This window comes from Agrobacterium sp. 719_389, from assembly GCF_900188475.1.
In the GTDB taxonomy this organism is placed as follows: Bacteria; Pseudomonadota; Alphaproteobacteria; order Rhizobiales; family Rhizobiaceae; genus Agrobacterium; species Agrobacterium radiobacter.
In genome coordinates this window covers 21,654-39,367 of the sequence record NZ_FYEM01000005.1, presented here as the reverse complement: position 1 = coordinate 39,367, position 17,714 = coordinate 21,654, and the positions used below count along the sequence as shown (strand labels likewise).

General features: G+C 59.5%; 17 protein-coding genes and 1 tRNA gene. 14 read left to right on the top strand and 4 right to left on the bottom strand.

Annotation, left to right across the window (positions count from 1 at the left end; genetic code table 11):
- Window positions 1-89 precede the first annotated feature (89 nt).
- From CFB10_RS10835 to CFB10_RS10820, 3 genes are all read left to right on the top strand, one after another.
- Window positions 90-1,010, top strand: a complete 921-nt coding sequence (locus CFB10_RS10835; protein WP_020010418.1) for a flagellin — start codon at window positions 90-92, stop codon at window positions 1,008-1,010.
- A 407-nt stretch (window positions 1,011-1,417) separates the two neighbouring features.
- On the top strand, window positions 1,418-2,380 hold the full coding sequence (locus CFB10_RS10825; RefSeq protein WP_020010417.1) for a flagellin: 963 nt from the start codon (window positions 1,418-1,420) through the stop codon (window positions 2,378-2,380).
- Between the two features lie 240 nt (window positions 2,381-2,620).
- On the top strand, window positions 2,621-3,562 hold the full coding sequence (locus tag CFB10_RS10820; RefSeq protein ID WP_020010416.1) for a flagellin: 942 nt from the start codon (window positions 2,621-2,623) through the stop codon (window positions 3,560-3,562).
- A 187-nt stretch (window positions 3,563-3,749) separates the two neighbouring features.
- Here the strand turns inward: CFB10_RS10820 and CFB10_RS10815 are convergent.
- Window positions 3,750-3,824: transfer RNA gene (locus tag CFB10_RS10815), tRNA-Thr, on the bottom strand.
- Between the two features lie 155 nt (window positions 3,825-3,979).
- Here CFB10_RS10815 and CFB10_RS10810 point away from each other — a divergent pair.
- From CFB10_RS10810 to CFB10_RS10765, 10 genes are all read left to right on the top strand, one after another.
- Window positions 3,980-4,246 (top strand): hypothetical protein, encoded by a 267-nt coding sequence (locus tag CFB10_RS10810; RefSeq protein WP_020010415.1) that lies wholly within the window; start codon window positions 3,980-3,982, stop codon window positions 4,244-4,246.
- Window positions 4,247-4,348: 102 nt separating this feature from the next.
- Window positions 4,349-5,641 (top strand): UDP-N-acetylglucosamine 1-carboxyvinyltransferase, encoded by a 1,293-nt coding sequence (murA, locus tag CFB10_RS10805; RefSeq protein ID WP_003503445.1) that lies wholly within the window; start codon window positions 4,349-4,351, stop codon window positions 5,639-5,641.
- Window positions 5,642-5,755: 114 nt separating this feature from the next.
- Window positions 5,756-6,196: a DUF2948 family protein gene (locus tag CFB10_RS10800; protein WP_020010413.1), complete on the top strand. Its 441-nt coding sequence runs from the start codon at window positions 5,756-5,758 to the stop codon at window positions 6,194-6,196.
- A 133-nt stretch (window positions 6,197-6,329) separates the two neighbouring features.
- A complete protein-coding gene (gene hisD / locus CFB10_RS10795) occupies window positions 6,330-7,628 on the top strand; it encodes a histidinol dehydrogenase (RefSeq protein ID WP_020010412.1) in 1,299 nt (432 codons plus the stop codon).
- Between the two features lie 3 nt (window positions 7,629-7,631).
- The gene (locus tag CFB10_RS10790; protein WP_003503448.1) at window positions 7,632-8,105 is read left to right on the top strand and encodes a UPF0262 family protein; all 474 of its coding nucleotides are present in this window, start codon (window positions 7,632-7,634) and stop codon (window positions 8,103-8,105) included.
- 2 nt (window positions 8,106-8,107) lie between these two features.
- The gene (locus tag CFB10_RS10785) at window positions 8,108-8,596 is read left to right on the top strand and encodes a low molecular weight phosphatase family protein (protein WP_003493816.1); all 489 of its coding nucleotides are present in this window, start codon (window positions 8,108-8,110) and stop codon (window positions 8,594-8,596) included.
- A gap of 143 nt (window positions 8,597-8,739) precedes the next feature.
- Window positions 8,740-8,958 carry a translation initiation factor IF-1 gene (infA, locus tag CFB10_RS10780; RefSeq protein WP_003503453.1) on the top strand — a complete coding sequence of 73 codons (219 nt, stop codon included), beginning with the start codon at window positions 8,740-8,742 and terminating at the stop codon, window positions 8,956-8,958.
- A gap of 33 nt (window positions 8,959-8,991) precedes the next feature.
- Window positions 8,992-9,615, top strand: coding sequence for a Maf-like protein (locus CFB10_RS10775; RefSeq protein ID WP_020010410.1), 624 nt, complete (start codon window positions 8,992-8,994; stop codon window positions 9,613-9,615).
- A 4-nt stretch (window positions 9,616-9,619) separates the two neighbouring features.
- Window positions 9,620-9,844, top strand: a complete 225-nt coding sequence (gene yacG / locus CFB10_RS10770; protein ID WP_020010409.1) for a DNA gyrase inhibitor YacG — start codon at window positions 9,620-9,622, stop codon at window positions 9,842-9,844.
- Between the two features lie 149 nt (window positions 9,845-9,993).
- The gene (locus CFB10_RS10765) at window positions 9,994-10,827 is read left to right on the top strand and encodes a DUF6030 family protein (protein ID WP_020010408.1); all 834 of its coding nucleotides are present in this window, start codon (window positions 9,994-9,996) and stop codon (window positions 10,825-10,827) included.
- A 12-nt stretch (window positions 10,828-10,839) separates the two neighbouring features.
- Here the strand turns inward: CFB10_RS10765 and galE are convergent, their stop codons facing one another.
- From galE to mscL, 3 genes are all read right to left on the bottom strand, one after another.
- A complete protein-coding gene (galE, locus tag CFB10_RS10760) occupies window positions 10,840-11,871 on the bottom strand; it encodes a UDP-glucose 4-epimerase GalE (RefSeq protein ID WP_020010407.1) in 1,032 nt (343 codons plus the stop codon).
- A gap of 328 nt (window positions 11,872-12,199) precedes the next feature.
- Window positions 12,200-13,366, bottom strand: a complete 1,167-nt coding sequence (locus tag CFB10_RS10755) for a pyridoxal phosphate-dependent aminotransferase (RefSeq protein ID WP_020010406.1) — start codon at window positions 13,364-13,366, stop codon at window positions 12,200-12,202.
- A 154-nt stretch (window positions 13,367-13,520) separates the two neighbouring features.
- Window positions 13,521-13,949, bottom strand: a complete 429-nt coding sequence (gene mscL / locus CFB10_RS10750; protein WP_020010405.1) for a large conductance mechanosensitive channel protein MscL — start codon at window positions 13,947-13,949, stop codon at window positions 13,521-13,523.
- Window positions 13,950-14,166: 217 nt separating this feature from the next.
- On the opposite strand from mscL, the gene CFB10_RS10745 reads away from it, so the two are divergent.
- On the top strand, window positions 14,167-17,676 hold the full coding sequence (locus tag CFB10_RS10745) for a hybrid sensor histidine kinase/response regulator (protein ID WP_026363653.1): 3,510 nt from the start codon (window positions 14,167-14,169) through the stop codon (window positions 17,674-17,676).
- Window positions 17,677-17,714: the final 38 nt, after the last annotated feature.

Below are 17,714 nucleotides of genomic sequence, written 5' to 3'. Positions count from 1 at the left end.
GGCATGAAGCCGAAACGTTGCGACCGGTAATACACAAACCCGGTATGTCCCCACTCCAGTATCTCGTAAAAACAAGGGACACATTTATTATGGCAAGCATTCTGACCAACAACAACGCAATGGCCGCTCTGTCGACCCTGCGCTCCATCGCTTCCGATCTGTCCACCACGCAGGACCGCATTTCTTCCGGCCTGAAGGTTGGCTCGGCTTCCGACAACGCTGCCTACTGGTCGATCGCGACCACCATGCGTTCCGACAACAAGGCTCTCGGCGCCGTCTCCGACGCGCTGGGCATGGGCGCCGCCAAGGTTGACACCGCGTCTGCCGGTATGGACGCCGCCATCAAGGTTGTCACCGACATCAAGGCAAAGGTCGTTGCCGCCAAGGAACAGGGCGTTGACAAGGCCAAGGTTCAGGAAGAAGTCACGCAGCTGCTCGACCAGCTGAAGTCGATCGGCACGAGCGCGTCTTTCAACGGTGAAAACTGGCTCGTTTCCAGCGCCAACGCCACCAAGACGGTTGTTTCCGGCTTCGTTCGTGACGCCAGCGGCAACGTCAGCGTCAAGACGACGGACTACGCTCTCGACGCCACCTCCATGCTTTACACGGAAGCTACGCCCGGCACGATCGACGCAAACTCCGGTATCCTGAACGCCACCGGTGCGACGACGACTGTCGGCGCCAAGACCTACACCCAGATCTCCGTTCTCGACATGAACGTCACCACCGACGATCTCGACAACGCCCTCTACTCCGTTGAAACCGCTCTGACGAAGATGACCAGCGCCGGCGCCAAGCTCGGTTCGCTGTCTGCACGCATCGACCTGCAGACCGACTTCGCCGACAAGCTGTCCGACACCATCGAAAAGGGCGTTGGCCGTCTCGTTGACGCCGACATGAACGAAGAGTCCACCAAGCTGAAGGCTCTCCAGACGCAGCAGCAGCTGGCAATCCAGGCTCTGTCGATCGCCAACAGCGACTCGCAGAACATCCTGTCGCTCTTCCGTTAAGAGCTGAGCTTCTCATAGCCCTTCGGGGCTGGGGGACAAATTTCTTCCCACAGGCAATCGGGGGCTGACCGAGCGCAGACTGGGATAGAAGGCATAAAGGTCCGAAAGGCTGAATCGGACTGAATGCATCAATGAGGCCGCATCCGGAAACGGGTGCGGCCTTATCTTTTTTTTAAACTTTTAGGGATACGCGCGCGTGCGCGCGAGAGTTGCATTTTTTAATTTTGACGACGTTGAATTTCTTTCTCCGCTTATCAATTCATTAACCAAACCCGCGTTACCTAATGCTCATCGAAACGGCGAGCTAACGTTAAAAATCAGCCAGTTAGCAGGCATGATGCTGTGCGCCGTTCCCGGTGAAACCGGAATGTCCCTTCTTTAATCAGCCATTCAAGGGGCACACTACTATGACGAGCATTATCACGAATGTCGCAGCAATGTCTGCGCTCCAGACCCTGCGCTCTATCGGCCAGAACATGGAATCCACTCAGGCACGCGTTTCCTCCGGCCTTCGCGTTGGCGAAGCTGCTGACAACGCTGCTTACTGGTCGATCGCAACCACGATGCGCTCCGACAACATGGCCCTCTCCTCCGTTTCCGACGCTCTCGGCCTTGGCGCCGCCAAGGTAGACACCGCTTCTGCCGGCATGGAATCGGCAATCGAAGTCGTCAAGGAAATCAAGGCAAAGCTGGTCACGGCAACTGAAGAAGGCGTCGACCGCACCAAGGTTCAGGAAGAAATCGGCCAGCTTCAGAAGCAGCTCGCATCGATCGCACAGGGCGCTTCCTTCTACGGTGAAAACTGGCTCGTCGGCGTTTCGACGCTCGGTGCGACGACCCCCGGCACGGACCCGGACAAGTCGGTCGTTGCCGGCTTCGTTCGCTCCACCGGCGGCGCCGTTAACGTCACGACCACGAAATACGCTCTCGACAACACCGCAACCGGCAACACTCTGTTCGGCTCGGTCGACTCCGCAGGCGTTCCGGACACGAGCGGCATTCTCGGCACGACTGGCACGTTCACGACTGTCGCTGCCCAGTCCGTCTACACGCTTGATATCACCCAGTATGCAGCCGCTGACCGCGCCACGAACATGGCCGAAGCCCTGACGCTGGTTGAAAACTCCCTGAAGGCAATGACGAGCGCTGCAGCAAAGCTCGGTTCGCTCTCCATGCGTATCGGCCTGCAGGAAGATTTCGCTTCCAAGCTGTCCGACTCCATCGACAAGGGCATCGGCCGCCTCGTGGATGCCGACATGAACGAAGAGTCCACCCGCCTCAAGGCCCTGCAGACCCAGCAGCAGCTCGGCGTTCAGGCTCTCTCGATCGCCAACAGCAACTCCGAAAGCATCCTGTCGCTCTTCCGTTAATCGGAAGCCTCAGCCTAAAAAATCAACCGCGCCGAAAGGCGCGGTTTTTGTTTGTTTATTCACCTGCGAAATTAAGAGATTTTTTGATTAAGAGTTCGTTAACCAAATCACGGCTAAATCAGCGCATCGAAACGACTCGTTAACCAAGACGAAAAAGAGGTTAACAGGCATCACGCCGCTCAGTCGTTTCCGGCGATCCCGGAATGTCCCTTCCCATTTAGCCAGCTCAGAGGGGCAATTATGACAAGTATTCTGACGAACACAGCCGCCATGTCGGCGCTTCAGACCTTGCGCGCAATCAGCGGCCAGCTCGAAGAAACACAATCAAGAGTATCTTCGGGTCTGCGGGTCAAGACTGCATCCGACAATGCTGCTTACTGGTCGATCGCGACGACGATGCGCTCCGACAACATGGCCCTTTCCGCGGTTCAGGATGCACTGGGCCTCGGCGCGGCAAAGATTGATGTCGCCTATTCCGCAATGGAAAGCTCGGTCGAAGTCGTCAAGGAAATCAAATCGAAGATCGTTGCCGCCACCGAAGAAGGTGTGGACAAGACCAAGATCCAGGAAGAGATCGACCAGCTGAAAAAGCAGCTTGAATCGATCGCGCAGGGCGCATCCTTCAGCGGCGAGAACTGGCTGCTCGGCACCGGCGCCAAGACTGTCGTTTCCGGCTTTGTTCGCGACGGCGGCGGCACTGTCAGCGTGACGAAAACGGACTATACGCTTGTCGATACCACTGCCGGCACGACAACCGCCAATGTGCTTTTCGGCCTGACCGGCTCACCCGCGACGCTCGACACCACGAGGGGCATCATCGGACAACCCGGAACAGCCTCCGGCATTTCCGTATGGGACATCGATCTCAAACTGTTCGCTTCTGCAACGCCGCCGGCCTACACCATCGGTAATCTTCTCACCGATGTCGAAACCGCATTTCAATCCCTGAGCAGCGCTTCCGCCGCTCTCGGCTCGATCAAGATGCGCATCGGCCTTCAGGAAGACTTCGTGTCGAAGCTCACCGACTCCATCGACAGCGGCATCGGCCGCCTGGTGGATGCCGACATGAACGAAGAATCGACCCGCCTCAAGGCGCTGCAGACACAGCAGCAGCTGGGCATCCAGTCGCTCTCCATCGCCAATACCAGTTCCGAAAATATCCTGTCGCTATTCCGTCAGTAAGCGGCGCCCGATGGCTACGGGCGGTTTCGTCCCGCTCTGGCAGCAACAGAATATTCGGATATGGAAACCGCGCTTCGCAAGGGGCGCGGTTTTCCATTTGCGGCCGGCTGCGCGGCGCGGGCATGCGTCACATGCCGCATGCGAGCGGTGCAAACCGTTGCGTAAACATTTGAAATCGCGGGGAAAATGGTGCTGCTAGAGAGATTTGAACTCTCGGCCTCTCCCTTACCAAGGGAGTGCTCTACCCCTGAGCTATAGCAGCATCCGGCGCCGAAGCGTTTGCTTCAGCATCAAGCGTGGCGGCCTATTGCCATAGGTTTTTGACGAGCGCAAGTCGCAAAACGATATTCTTCATCAAGCGGGGCAAAAAAGCGTGCCCCCTGTTGAAAAATGCATTTTTCAGATATTGCTGAATCTATGAACGAACATCATGACAAACAGGCAAAGGCAGCGGTTTCCGCCGGCGCTTCCGCAGAAGCATCTGCCCCGGTGGCCGAGGGTAAGCCGCAGGCAGGGCCCGGCGAAAAGGCGCGGCAGCGCGAAGCGGAGCGCAAGGCGCGAGCGGCCAAGAAGCTTCGTGAAAATCTTTTGAAGCGCAAACAGCAGGTTCGTGCGCGCCGTGCCGGCGAAGAGGACGATACTATTGGCCTGCCTGCCGCAAAAACGGACGAATCATCCTCATAGAGAATTCATCAGCATAAAATTGAAACGCCGCGGAAATTCGTCTAAGGACGCGCCTTTCCGCAAGGCACTATAAGAAAGGCGGGCACAGGCCCGTAGGGACGCATGGATCGCATCAGAATTACGGGTGGCAACAAGCTAAACGGCATCATTCCTATCTCCGGCGCTAAAAACGCCGCCCTGCCGTTGATGATCGCATCGCTTCTGACCAGCGACACGCTGACGCTCGAAAACGTGCCGCATCTGGCTGACGTGGAGCAGCTCATCCGCATTCTCGGCAATCACGGCGTCGATATTTCCGTGAACGGCCGCCGCGAAAGCCAGGGCGAAGCCTATTCCCGCACCGTGCATTTCACCTGCCGCACCATTGTAGACACAACAGCGCCTTACGAACTGGTGTCCAAGATGCGCGCGAGCTTCTGGGTCATCGGCCCGCTTCTGGCGCGCGAGGGCCGCGCCCGCGTTTCGCTGCCCGGCGGCTGCGCCATCGGCACGCGCCCGGTCGACCTGTTCATCGAGGGCCTTGAAGCACTCGGCGCGACGATGGAGATCGATGGCGGTTACATCAACGCCACCGCTCCCAAGGGCGGCCTGATCGGCGCTGTCTACACCTTCCCGAAAGTTTCCGTCGGCGCGACACATGTGATGCTGATGGCGGCAAGCCTTGCGCGCGGCACCACCGTTATCCACAACGCCGCGCGCGAACCGGAAGTGGTCGATCTGGCCCAGTGCCTGACCGCCATGGGCGCGAAGATCGAAGGCGCCGGCACCTCCACCATCACCATTGAAGGCGTCACTTCGCTTTCCGGCGCACGCCACCGGGTTCTGCCGGATCGCATCGAAACCGGCACCTATGCCATGGCGGTCGCCATGGCCGGCGGTGACGTGGTGCTGGAAGGCACACGCGCATCGCTGCTCGACAACGCGCTCGATACGCTACGGCTCGCAGGCGCTACCATCAGCGATACGGAGACAGGCCTGCGCGTCGTGCGCAACGGCAATGGCATCCAGCCGGTCGATATCGTCACCGAGCCCTTCCCCGGCTTCCCCACCGACCTGCAGGCGCAGTTCATGGCGCTGATGACCCGTTCGCAGGGCGTCTCGCATATTACCGAAACCATTTTCGAAAACCGCTTCATGCATGTGCAGGAACTGGCCCGCCTCGGCGCGAAGATTTCGCTCTCCGGCCAGATGGCCCGCATCGAGGGCGTCTCCCGCCTGAAGGGTGCACCTGTCATGGCGACCGATCTGCGCGCTTCCGTCTCGCTGGTCATTGCCGGCCTGGTGGCGGAAGGTGAGACCATGGTTTCGCGCGTCTATCACCTCGATCGCGGCTTCGAACGCCTCGAAGAAAAGCTCACCCGCTGCGGTGCGCTGGTCGAACGCGTCAGCGATTGATCCTTTCATCGCCGCTCATCCGTTTTCTACCCGTTGCAGAGTGGCCCCGGACTGCCTATTTCCATTGTAAGTCATGGAAATAGCGGTCCGCACCGCAGAAGAAGGAAGAAAACGATGAGCGGCCTGAAATTGCTGGCGCTGGATACTGAAGATCTCTCCGTCATTTCGACGCATATGCAGGACAGCGTCTTCAAACTGAAGGACGTCGCCTTCGAACCGAAGCATGGCCAGTTCACGCTTTCCGCCAATCGTTTCGTCTGGGAAAGCGCTGAGAAAAAGAGCCTGCCGCCGGAACGCTGCCGCAGCATCGTTTTCCTGAAGCGGGTCTCCGCCGTCCGCTCGCACGGCATCAACCGCGCCGACAAGGAACAGGTGCTGTCGCTCCTCGCCATCCGCTTCGTGCAGAATGGCGAAGGGCCTGACGGCGCGGTGGAACTGACGCTGTCCGGCGGCGGCGCCATCGCGCTTGATGTCGAATGCATCGAGGCGCAGCTGACCGATGTGAGCGGCGCCTGGGAAACCGCTACCAAACCACATCATCCCGACAGCGAATAAACGTCGCGAGCCTTCGCAACGGTTGCCTTTCCTTGCCGTTTCGATTTATGCCACATACCAGAGCCGCAATTCTTCTGCGGCAAGTTCGTGCACCTCGCGGGATTTCCCGCGGGGACAATGAAAGGGTAATGGCGTGGCAATCTGGCTGGAGCGGGCATCGGCTGATTTCGAACAGAAATTCGCTGCCTTCCTGACAACCAAGAGAGAAGTTTCCGAAGACGTCAACGCGACCGTTCGCGACATCATCAACGATGTCCGCCATCGCGGCGATGCGGCCCTTGCCCATTATTCACAGAAATTCGACGGCATCGATTTCTCGAAAGTCCCGATGCGGGTGACGGCGGATGAGATCGATGCGGCCTTTGCCGCCGTCGACAGAAGCGTGATCGAGGCGCTTGAACTTGCTGCCCGGCGTATCGAAAAACACCATGCGCGGCAGATGCCGAAGGACGATATCTACGAGGACGATATCGGCGTCGGCCTCGGCTCGCGCTGGACCGCCATCGAAGCCGTGGGCCTTTATGTGCCCGGCGGCACGGCCAGCTACCCAAGCTCGGTGCTGATGAACGCCGTGCCGGCCAAGGTTGCCGGTGTGGAACGTATCGTCATGGTCGTGCCGGCCAATGGCGGCGCGGTCAACCCGGCGGTGCTGGCTGCGGCGCGTATTGCCGGCGTCGAGGAGATCTATCGTATCGGCGGCGCGCAGGCCGTGGCAGCGCTTGCCTATGGTACGGAAACCATCGCGCCGGTCGCCAAGATCGTCGGCCCCGGCAATGCCTATGTGGCCGCCGCAAAGCGCCAGGTCTTCGGCACTGTCGGCATCGACATGATCGCCGGCCCTTCCGAAGTGCTTGTCATTGCCGACAAGGACAATGATCCGGACTGGCTGGCCGCCGACCTTCTCGCCCAGGCGGAGCACGATCGCGGCGCGCAATCCATCCTGATCACCGACAATGCCGAACTCGGCAAGGCGGTTGAGGCCGCTGTCGAGCGGCAGCTGAAGCGTCTGTCACGTTCCGAGACGGCGGCGGCAAGCTGGGCTGATTTCGGCGCGGTCATTCTGGTCGAAAAACTCACCGACGCCATTCCGCTGGCCAACCGCATCGCCGCCGAGCATCTGGAACTTGCCGTCGATGATCCGGATGCGCTGATGGCCCACATCCGCAATGCGGGTGCGATCTTCGTCGGACGCCATACGCCGGAGGTGATCGGCGATTATGTCGGCGGCTCCAACCATGTTCTTCCGACGGCCCGCTCGGCGCGCTTCTCCTCCGGCCTTTCGGTGCTGGATTTCGTCAAGCGCACCTCGATCCTGCGGCTTGGCCCCGAGCAGCTGCGCCAGCTTGCGCCGGCAGCGATTACCCTTGCCCGCTCCGAGGGGCTGGACGCACATGCGCGTTCGGTCTCCATTCGCCTCAATCCGGAAAGTTAAGCGATGGCTTCAGGCGATTTCCGGCTCTGCGACGTGGTACTGGACGACAGCATCGGCCGCTCCACGCCCGACGTGGAGCATGAACGCGCCGTCGCCATTTTCGATCTGATCGAAGAAAACACCTTTGAGCCGCTTGGCCATGCCGGCGGGCCATACCGGCTGCATATTTCGCTGGTCGACGCCAAGCTGGTTTTCTCGATCAGAACGGAAGACGAGAAGGATGTCGCGATCCATATCCTGTCGCTGACGCCATTCCGCCGCATCATCAAGGACTATTTCCTGATCTGCGAAAGCTATTACGAGGCTATCCGCTCCTCCACGCCGAGCCAGATCGAGGCGATCGACATGGGCAGGCGCGGCATTCACAATGACGGCTCGCAGACGTTGATGGATCGGCTTTCCGGCAAGATAAAGGTGGATTTCGACACGGCGCGCCGCCTCTTCACCCTTGTCTGCGTGCTTTATTGGCGGGGTTAGAGATGAGCGATCCTGCCGCAGCACCAAACGAGGGACGAGCGCCCAAATCGGTCCTCTTCATGTGCGGCATGAACTCCATCCGCTCCCCCATGGCGGAGGTCATCGCCAAACGGCTGGTGGCGCCCGGCATCTATATACAGTCGGCAGGCGTGCGGGCCGGCGAGCGCGACCCTTTCGTGGATGCCGTACTGGAAGAGCAGGGATTTTCGCTCGGCAAGCACAAACCGCGCACTCTGGACGAGATCGAGGATGATTTTTTCGATCTGATCATTACATTGACACCCGAAGCCCATCACGCCGCACTGGAACTGACGCGCTCGAATTCGCTCGATGTGGTCTATTGGCCGACCATGGACCCGACGGTGATCACAGGCACGCGCGAACAAATCCTCGACGCCTATCGCGAAGTGCGGGACCATCTGGCAAAGCTGATCTCGGAACGACTGCCGAGGCGGCAGCAGCCGGTGGCGGATACGCTTTCAAAAGACTGAAAAATGCCTCGGCCTGTTAAAATCAATCGCGATTTTCAAGCCGATGCTTTAGAGGTTCACAAATGTGCCGGGATTGTGTAGTTTCCGCGCAATTTTCCCGGACTCGATATGTCCGGCACTATCAACAGGAAGAAAACCCTTACATGACAAAAGAAGAAGTCCTTGAATTCCCGGGCATCGTAACCGAATTGCTGCCGAACGCAACATTCCGCGTGAAGCTTGAGAACGACCACGAAATCATCGCCCACACGGCGGGCCGCATGCGCAAGAACCGTATCCGCGTTCTCGCCGGCGACAAGGTGCTGGTTGAAATGACGCCTTACGACCTCACCAAGGGCCGCATCACCTATCGCTTCAAGTAATCCACGTTCCGCAACGGACGCCCGGGCAGCGCAATGACCAATTCAAAACAAAAGCTCGTTCTGGCATCCGGCTCGCCGCGGCGTCTGGAACTGCTGCATCAGATCGGTATCGAACCGGCACGTCTGATGCCGATGGATATTGACGAGACCCCGGCCAAGCTTGAGCATCCGCGCACGCTCTGCCGTCGTCTGTCATTGCAGAAGGCGGAAGCCGCGCAGGCGGCGCTGAAGAACGAACAGGCGTGGAAAGACGCCTATGTTCTTGGGTCCGATACCGTGGTCGCCGTTGGTCGCCGCATCGTCGGCAAGGCCGAATATACGGAAGAGGCCTCGGCGGCGCTGCATCTTCTTTCGGGACGCAGCCATTGGGTCTATACCGGCATCTGCCTCGTCACCCCCGGCGGCAAAATCCGTCAGAAGGTGGCGGAGACAAAGGTGCGTTTCAAGCGCCTCTCCACGCGCGAAATCGAGGCTTACATTGCCTCCGGGCAATGGCGCGGCAAGGCGGGAGCCTATGGCATCCAGGGCATCGCCGGCGCATTCGTGCAGAAGCTGACCGGTTCTTATACCAATGTCGTCGGCCTGCCGCTTTATGAGACCATGTCGCTTCTTTCCGGAGAAGGATTTGAGGTGACTTCGGGCTGGCTCGAAGGATAGGCCCATGGCAAAATCTCCTGAAGGCGCTGGAAATGTCACGCCGCTTCGCAAATCCCAGCCCTGCCCTGAATGTGGCCGGCCCTCGACGCGCGAAGACTATCCTTTCTGTTCGGACCGCTGCCGCTCCCTTGATCTCGCCCGCTGGCTGAACGGCTCCTACGCCATTCCGGTCGCAGACGATGAAAGCAGCGCCGGTGGACAGGACACGGCCAAGAACAACGGCGAATAAGACCTGCACCGCCGGAAACTTCGGCGGTGAATTGCATAAGATTTTCAGAGCCTCCGCTCCCACCATATATTCACCGGGCTGCCGACAGCCCGAAAAACCATATCAGAACCGGCTGACGCCTTTTTCCGCCAGCCCCTTAAGGTCTTGCGATGGACGCAGGCTTGCAAAAGAGAGTGAGCCATGGCGCGCTGCTGTTTGCGGTGCTGGCCGTTTGCCTTGCCATAGGCGCGACGGTGCTGCTGGCCAATGACAAGAAGCACCTCAAAAGCCTGCTGGCCTATCTAAATCTGGCGCCCGCCATGCAGTCCGCCACGCCACCGAAGATGAAGCCCGTCAAACGGCAGAAACTCGCTGTCCAAAAAGTCTCTCTGCCGCCACATCTGCTGAAGTTCGAGCAAGTGCGCGACAGAGCATCTCTCGCTCGCGATTTCGTTGTTTCCGGCAAGGAGCTTTGCGACCGCTTTACCGCCGCTGGTTTCTCCAACCCGCGTGGCTGGCACGCGAGCCCGGTCAACATCCGCAGTTTCGAATGTATGGCCGATCTTGCGGCAGGAAACGCATCAGACCCGGCCGAGCGGGCATCGCTCTTTCTTGAAATCAGGGGCGAAGCCTCGGGAGAAATTCGCTCCATCCGGATGAAGGCCGTTGCGCCGAAGACGCCGGATGGTGCTGCCATTCTGACAAAACTCGATGAAACACTCACCATGATCGTCGAACAAACCCGCTGGGCTGATCTGGCGAACATGCTTGAGCCGGCCCGCCGGATGCAGCCCTATCAGGCACAACATTTCGGTATTTCGGTTTCCATAAAACCGGAGCCAACGGCGCCGCATCGCCTGAACGTGATTTTGCTCGCAAGCGAACAATCGCCGGGGTTGAAACTGACACGCAGCTTCTTTGACCGGGATCGCTGGCTCCGACCAGCCGCCCCGCTGGATCGGCCGATCCTTTATCCTTCCGTCAGGAAAGACCGTTTTCGGTAAAGCAAAGTCCGCTCAGCCTATTGCCGCCAGCTTGCGCCGCACCGGCGGAATCCTGTCGCTTTGCTGGGCCTGGCGTTTGGCCTCCCACTGGAGCGCAGTGCGAACGATGGTCACCAGATCGTTGAAGCGAGGACGCCAGCCCAGCTCCGACTGGATGCGCGCCGAATCCGCCACCATGGCCGCAATATCGCCCGGGCGACGCGGACAATGGATGATCGGGAAATCGCACCCCGATTCCTGCTGCACAGCCTGCAGGACATTAAGAACCGAATAACCAACGCCATAACCGCAATTGAGCGTGCGTGTGCCGCCGCCGGCGCGCAGATGCGCCATGGCCAGCATATGCGCGTCGATCAGGTCGCTGACATGAATATAATCGCGAACGCCGGTGCCATCCGCGGTCGGGTAATCCGTTCCGTAGACTTCCACCCGGTCGCGGCGACCGGTAGCAGCTTCACAGGCGACTTTGATGAGGTTTGCCACACCCGTGGGAGATGGCCCGGCGCGCCCCTGCGGGTCGGCTCCGGCGACGTTGAAATACCGCAACGCCACGTAATTGAAGTCATGCGCCTGCACGACATCGCGCAGCATGATTTCGGAGGCGAGCTTCGACAGGCCGTAGGGGTTTTCAGGGCTGAGGATCGCGGTTTCGGGAACCGGGCCATCAAAGGGCTGGTTTCCATAGACGGCGGCTGTCGACGAGAAGATGAAATTGCGAATACCGTGGCCGACTGCCGCCGCAACGAGGGCGCGGGTCGTACCCGTGTTGTTTTCGTAATATTCGAGCGGCTGGCTGATCGATTCAGGAACGCTGACGGAGCCCGCGAAATGGAAGATGGTCTCGATCTGGTTTTCTTCGAAAATCTGGTCGAGCAAGGCGCGATCCGCCGCATCGCCGAGATAAAAACGCGCCGCCGGCGCGACCGCCCAGCGAGACCCCGTCGAAAGCCGGTCGACAACAACGACCTCTTCCCCGGCATCGAGCAAAGCCCACACCATGTGGCTTCCTATATAGCCGGCCCCACCCGTGACCAGAACAGCCATGACACTACTTCCCTGTTTGCTTTTCTTGAGCCCATCAAAGCCAATAATTCTTCATCATTGATTACTTGCACAGCGAATACGCGACCGAACCCCCGCCCCATTAAAAAGGTGGCTTACGATTGGTTAGCGCAATGAGGTGCTTTTTATTTATTAGATGAAAATGTTCTCATAAATGGAACAAGGAGCGCATAGCACAGAAAATCCGCCACGTCGATGGTTGCGCCGTGGGGTTGCAGTTTTAGGTCTTCGCTGTGATTTTGTTGCCGATTTCCCTACCGCAGCGCGATCCCGGCGCGGCAGGGGAAACCATTATACGCAAAGGTGCCGCTTACCTGCTGAGGATATAGGATGCCAGCCGCTCGGCCGCATCTTCTATCTGCCTTGGGTTGCGAAGGAAACAGGCACGGAGAAACAGCTCCCCTCCCGCCCCGAAGGCCGTGCCGGGCGCAAGGCCGACCCCGGTCTTGTCGACGATATCGAGCGCCGTGGCCCGGCTGTCCGTCACGCCGTCTATCTTGAGAAAGGCATAGAGAGCGCCGTCGGGTTTCAGGGTTTCCACACGGTTCGTCGCGATGAGCGCATCGCAGAGAATGTCACGGGATGTCAGAGCGCGCTCGTAATTCTCGCGGACGAATCCATCACCGTGATCAAGGGCGGCGACTGCGCCGCGCTGCATGAACTGCGCCACACCCGAGGTGGAATATTGAATGAGGTTTTCGATGACCTGACCGATGGCCGGCGGGGCGACAAGCCAGCCGACGCGCCAGCCGGTCATGGACCAGTTCTTCGAAAAGGAATTGGCAAAGACGATCTTGTCATCCGGCTCCATGACGTCGAGGAAGGATGGCGCACGGCTGCCGGAATAATGATAAAGCGCATAAATCTCGTCGGCGACGATCCACAGATCGTGTTTGCGGGCGAGCGCCAGAACATCACGAAGATTATCGAGCGTCGCCGTCCATCCGGTCGGGTTGGAGGGCGTATTGATGAAAAGCGCCTTCGTCTTGCCGGTGATCGCGCTTTCCAGCCTGTTGATATCGAGATCCCAGCGGCCGTCGCGGAAATCGATACCGACCGGAACCGCCTTCGCGCCTGCCACGCCGATGGCGGCGACGATATTCGGCCATGTCGGCGACAGATAGACCATTTCGTCACCAGGCGAGGTCAGCGCCTGCACGGCGAGCACGATCGCCTGCATGCCGGAACCGGTAGCGTAAAAATGCTCCGGCGGCAGCGACGCCGCGAAATGGCGTTCGTAATAACGGCTCAGCGCCTGGCGCAATTCGGGAATGCCACGCTGCCAGGTATAGAAGGTCTCGCCGTTGTTCAGCCCATCGATGGCGGCCTGATTGATGAAGTCCGGGCTCGGCAGATCACCTTCGCCGACCCAGAGCGGCAGGAGATTGTCCCGCCCCCGGGCATAATTCACGACTTCGACAATGCCGCTCTCGGGAGCCGCCAGAGAGCGCGCACTCAGACTGTTCAAAATGGACATTAAAGACACTCCGTTTGGTGCCTTCTTATCGCATCGAACCAGCCATGTGCATGATATTCCGTGAGGCGATCATGGATTTTCTTTATGGATCATCCCCGGCAGGAGACCGCCGGCCGCGCGGGCCGGCAAATCAGGCCGGGGACAATGCCGGCAATCAACGCGTCTTCAGCAGATCGCGGATTTCGGTGAGGAGCTTGACATCTTCCGGCGGCGGAGCTGCTTCCGCTTTTTCCTCAACCTTCTTGCGCTCAACCGAATCGCGCAGCTTGTTGACGCCCTTGACCATCAGGAAAATGATCCAGGCCAGGATAAGGAAGTTGATGAGAACCGTCAGAAAGCTGCCATAAGCGAAGACGGCGCCCTGATCGCGGGCGGCGGCGAGCGAAGTGGCGGTGACGCCGGAACTCAGCGGCAGGAAGTAGTTCGAAAAATCGAACCCGCCGAAGATTGCGCCGACGATCGGCATGATGAGATCGTTGACGACGGAGTCGACGATCTTGCTGAAAGCTGCACCGATAATAACACCCACGGCCAGATCCATGACATTGCCGCGGGCAATGAAGGTTTTAAATTCGTTAAGCATTCAGATTGTCCCTCTCTCCTGCTTCGCGAGCTGAAGCTATGTGACTGTCCCTACGCGCTCAACCATATAGGGTCCGGGCATCATTTGGAATCCGCGGGATTGCATTTATTAGCTTTTTTGCACGCGCGCCTTGAACTTTATGATCAGACCGCGCTCATTCTCAACGGCCCGGAATTCGCCTATGCTGATATGAGGGAACTCTTGCATGGGAGGATGCGTGCTTCCTGGGTGGATCATATTCGGTTCGGCCTTCGCTTATGTCCTGCTGCTGTTTGCTGTCGCGAGCTACGGGGACCGGAAAAGCCGTGGAAGAAACGCCCCGAAAAAGGGGCGTCCGTTCGTCTATGCGCTCAGCCTGGCAATCTATTGCACCTCCTGGACCTATTTCGGCGGTGTGGGGCTCGCGGCAGACAGGGGGCTGGAATTTCTCGGCATCTATACGGGGCCGATCCTTGCCTTCACGATCGGCATGCCGATCATCCGCCGCATCGTTGAACTGGCGAAAACGGAAAAACTGACTTCCGTTGCGGATTTCATCGCCGCCCGATATGGCAAGAATTCCACCGTGGCGATGATCGTCGCCATCATCGCGCTCGTCGGCGCCATTCCCTATATCGCGCTGCAGCTGAAAGCCGTTTCCAGCTCGGTGGCGACGATGGTCGATCCCGGCGATTACGGGATTGGCAGCGGCAATCTTTATTTCCTTGATCTGCCGCTGGTCGTCACCATCGTCATGGCCGGGTTTGCCGTCATGTTCGGCACCCGCCACACCGATGCCACCGAACATCAGGACGGGCTTATTCTGGCGATTTCGATGGAATCGCTGGTCAAGCTCGTCGCCATGTGCACCGTCGGCTTTTACGTGCTCTTCGTCCTTTTCGACGGGCCCGCGCATCTGTGGCGGCTTGCCACGGACAATGAGCAGGCCATGCGGGCCATCTCCTATCACACGCCCATCAGCCGCTGGATCGTAATGACGCTGCTCTCCGGTTTCGCCATCATCCTGCTGCCGCGCCAGTTCCACGTCACCGTGGTGGAGAACCGCACGCCGGAAGAGCTGCGCATGGCGGGGTTCCTGCTGCCGCTCTACCTGATCGCGATCAACATCTTCGTGCTGCCGATCGCGCTTGCCGGCATTCTGACGCTCGGCGCCAATGGCGATGCCGATCTCTATGTGCTGCAATTGCCGCTCAATCATCAGATGCCGGTCGTGTCGCTGATCACCTTCATCGGCGGCTTTTCGGCGGCGACCGCTATGGTAATCGTCGCTTCGGTGGCGCTGTCGATCATGATTTCCAATGATATCGTCATGCCGATCTTCCTGCGGCAAAAGCTGTTGAACCGCTCGCCGCACCGGGACGACTTCGCCAAGACGCTGCTCAACATCCGCCGAACGGCGATCTTTGCCGTGCTGCTCCTGGGCTATGGCTATTATCGCGCCGCCGACAGCGCCACGGGCCTCGCCTCCATCGGCCTTCTCGCATTCGCCGCCATCGCCCAGATGGCCCCTGCCTTGTTCGGCGGGCTGTTCTGGCGGCGCGCCAATGCGCGCGGCGCGATCGCCGGGCTGAGTTCCGGCTTTTTCGTGTGGGCCTATCTGCTGTTCCTGCCGAGCTTCGGTGGGCCGGATAATTCCGAGGTCGCGGCGAATATTCTCGGCTTCCTGTTTTCCGGCAGCACGGTGTTCAACGGGCCTGAAGCCGATCCGTTCGTAAATGCGGTCATTCTCAGCCTGCTCGTCAACAGCCTTGCCTTCGTGCTCGGCTCGCTTTCGCGCAATCCGAGGCCGGTGGAGCGCATCCAGTCCGGCATCTTCGTCAAGCGCCACTCGAAATCACAATTCGCCACGCGCGGCTGGAAAACCCGTGTCAGCGTCGGCGACCTCAAAAGCGCGGTCGCCCGTTATCTCGGCGAGGAGCGCATGCTGCGGTCACTCGCGACCTATGAAAAGACGGCAGGCAGGAAGCTCAATGACGACCAGCCGGCGGACATGGCGCTGATCCATTTCTCCGAACAGCTGCTGGGCAGCGCCATCGGCTCCTCCTCCGCCCGCCTGGTGCTTTCGATCATTCTACAGAAGGCGGAAGACACCAGTGCGGATACGGCATGGCTGCTCGATCAGGCGAGCGAAGCCCTGCAATATAACCAGGACATGCTGCAGACCGCGCTCGCCCAGATGGACCAGGGCATTGCCGTTTTCGACAGTTCGCAGCAGCTGACCATCTGGAACCGGCGTTTCCGCACCCTTCTCGATCTACCCGAGCAGTTCGGGCAGGTGGGCGTACCGCTCACGGATATCGTCTCGATGCTGCAGGAACGCGGCGATATGCCTGCCGGTGACACGAATGAACTGATTACCAGCTTCCTGACCATGGATCTGCCCTTCTCGCTGGTGCTGGCGGGCGGCGAGCGCATCATCGAAGTGCGCTCCAACACCATGCCGGACAAAGGCATCGTCGCCACCTTCACCGATATCACCCAGCGGGTGGCGAGCGATCAGGCGCTGAAACAGGCAAACGAAACGCTGGAGCAGCGCGTGGCGGAGCGAACCGTTGAGCTTACCCGCGTCAACCGCGAACTGGCGGAGGCAAGAGCCTCCGCCGACGAGGCGAATATCGGCAAGACACGCTTTTTCGCCGCCGCCGGTCATGACATTCTCCAACCCCTGAACGCCGCCCGCCTCTATTCCTCCTCGCTGGTCGAACGGCTTGGCGCTTCTGGCGAAAGCGATCTCGTCCACAATATCGATTCGGCGCTGGAATCGGTGGAGACCATTCTCGGTGCGGTCCTCGATATTTCCCGTCTCGACACCGGTTCGATGAAGGCGCGCATGACATCCGTGCCGCTGAATGAGTTGCTGAAACGCATCGAGACCGATTTCGCACCGATGGCGCAGGAAAAGAACCTGGACCTCGTGGTCATGCCAACCTCGCTGACCGTCCGCTCCGACCCCAACCTCCTGCGGCGCCTGATACAGAATCTCGTTTCCAACGCCATTAAATATACGCTGAAGGGCAAGGTGGTCGTCGGTGCGCGCCGCCGGGGCGGTGAAGTCGTCATTCAGGTGACTGATTCCGGTATCGGCATCCCCTCATCGAAATTTCGCACCGTTTTCAAGGAATTCGCCCGGCTGGACGAAGGTGCAAGAACGGCATCCGGCCTCGGGCTCGGCCTTTCCATCGTCGACCGGCTGTCGCGCATGCTGCACCATCCGGTGCAGCTGATCTCCACCCCCGGAAAAGGCACGACCTTCCGCATCCATCTGCCGCGCGAGGCTGATCGCCTCGTGCCGGCCAAAGCCGTTGGCGGGATAACCAGTCCCGCAGCCAGCGACCGCCTTCAGGGCGTCCGGGTGCTCTGCATCGACAACGAGCCGAAAATCCTCGAGGGCATGACACTACTGCTGACGGGATGGGGCTGCGAGGTGTTGCCCGCAGGTTCCGTGGCGACGCTGGAGGAACCCTTCCTTACCTTGACCGCAGCGCCCGACGTCATCGTCGCCGATTATCATCTGGACGATGGCGACGGCATCAGCGCCATCCGCCTCATCAGGACATTTTACGGCAAGACGATCCCTGCGCTGCTTGTGACGGCGGATCGCAGCCCGGAAGTGCGCAGCGATGCCGAAAAATATGGAATTTCGGTTCAGCACAAACCGGTCAAACCGGCGGCGCTGCGGGCCTATATCAACCAGATATCCAGTACGGTAAGGGCAGCGGCCGAATAAAAACTCCCGGACCTTGCGATCCGGGAGCGGTATTGACC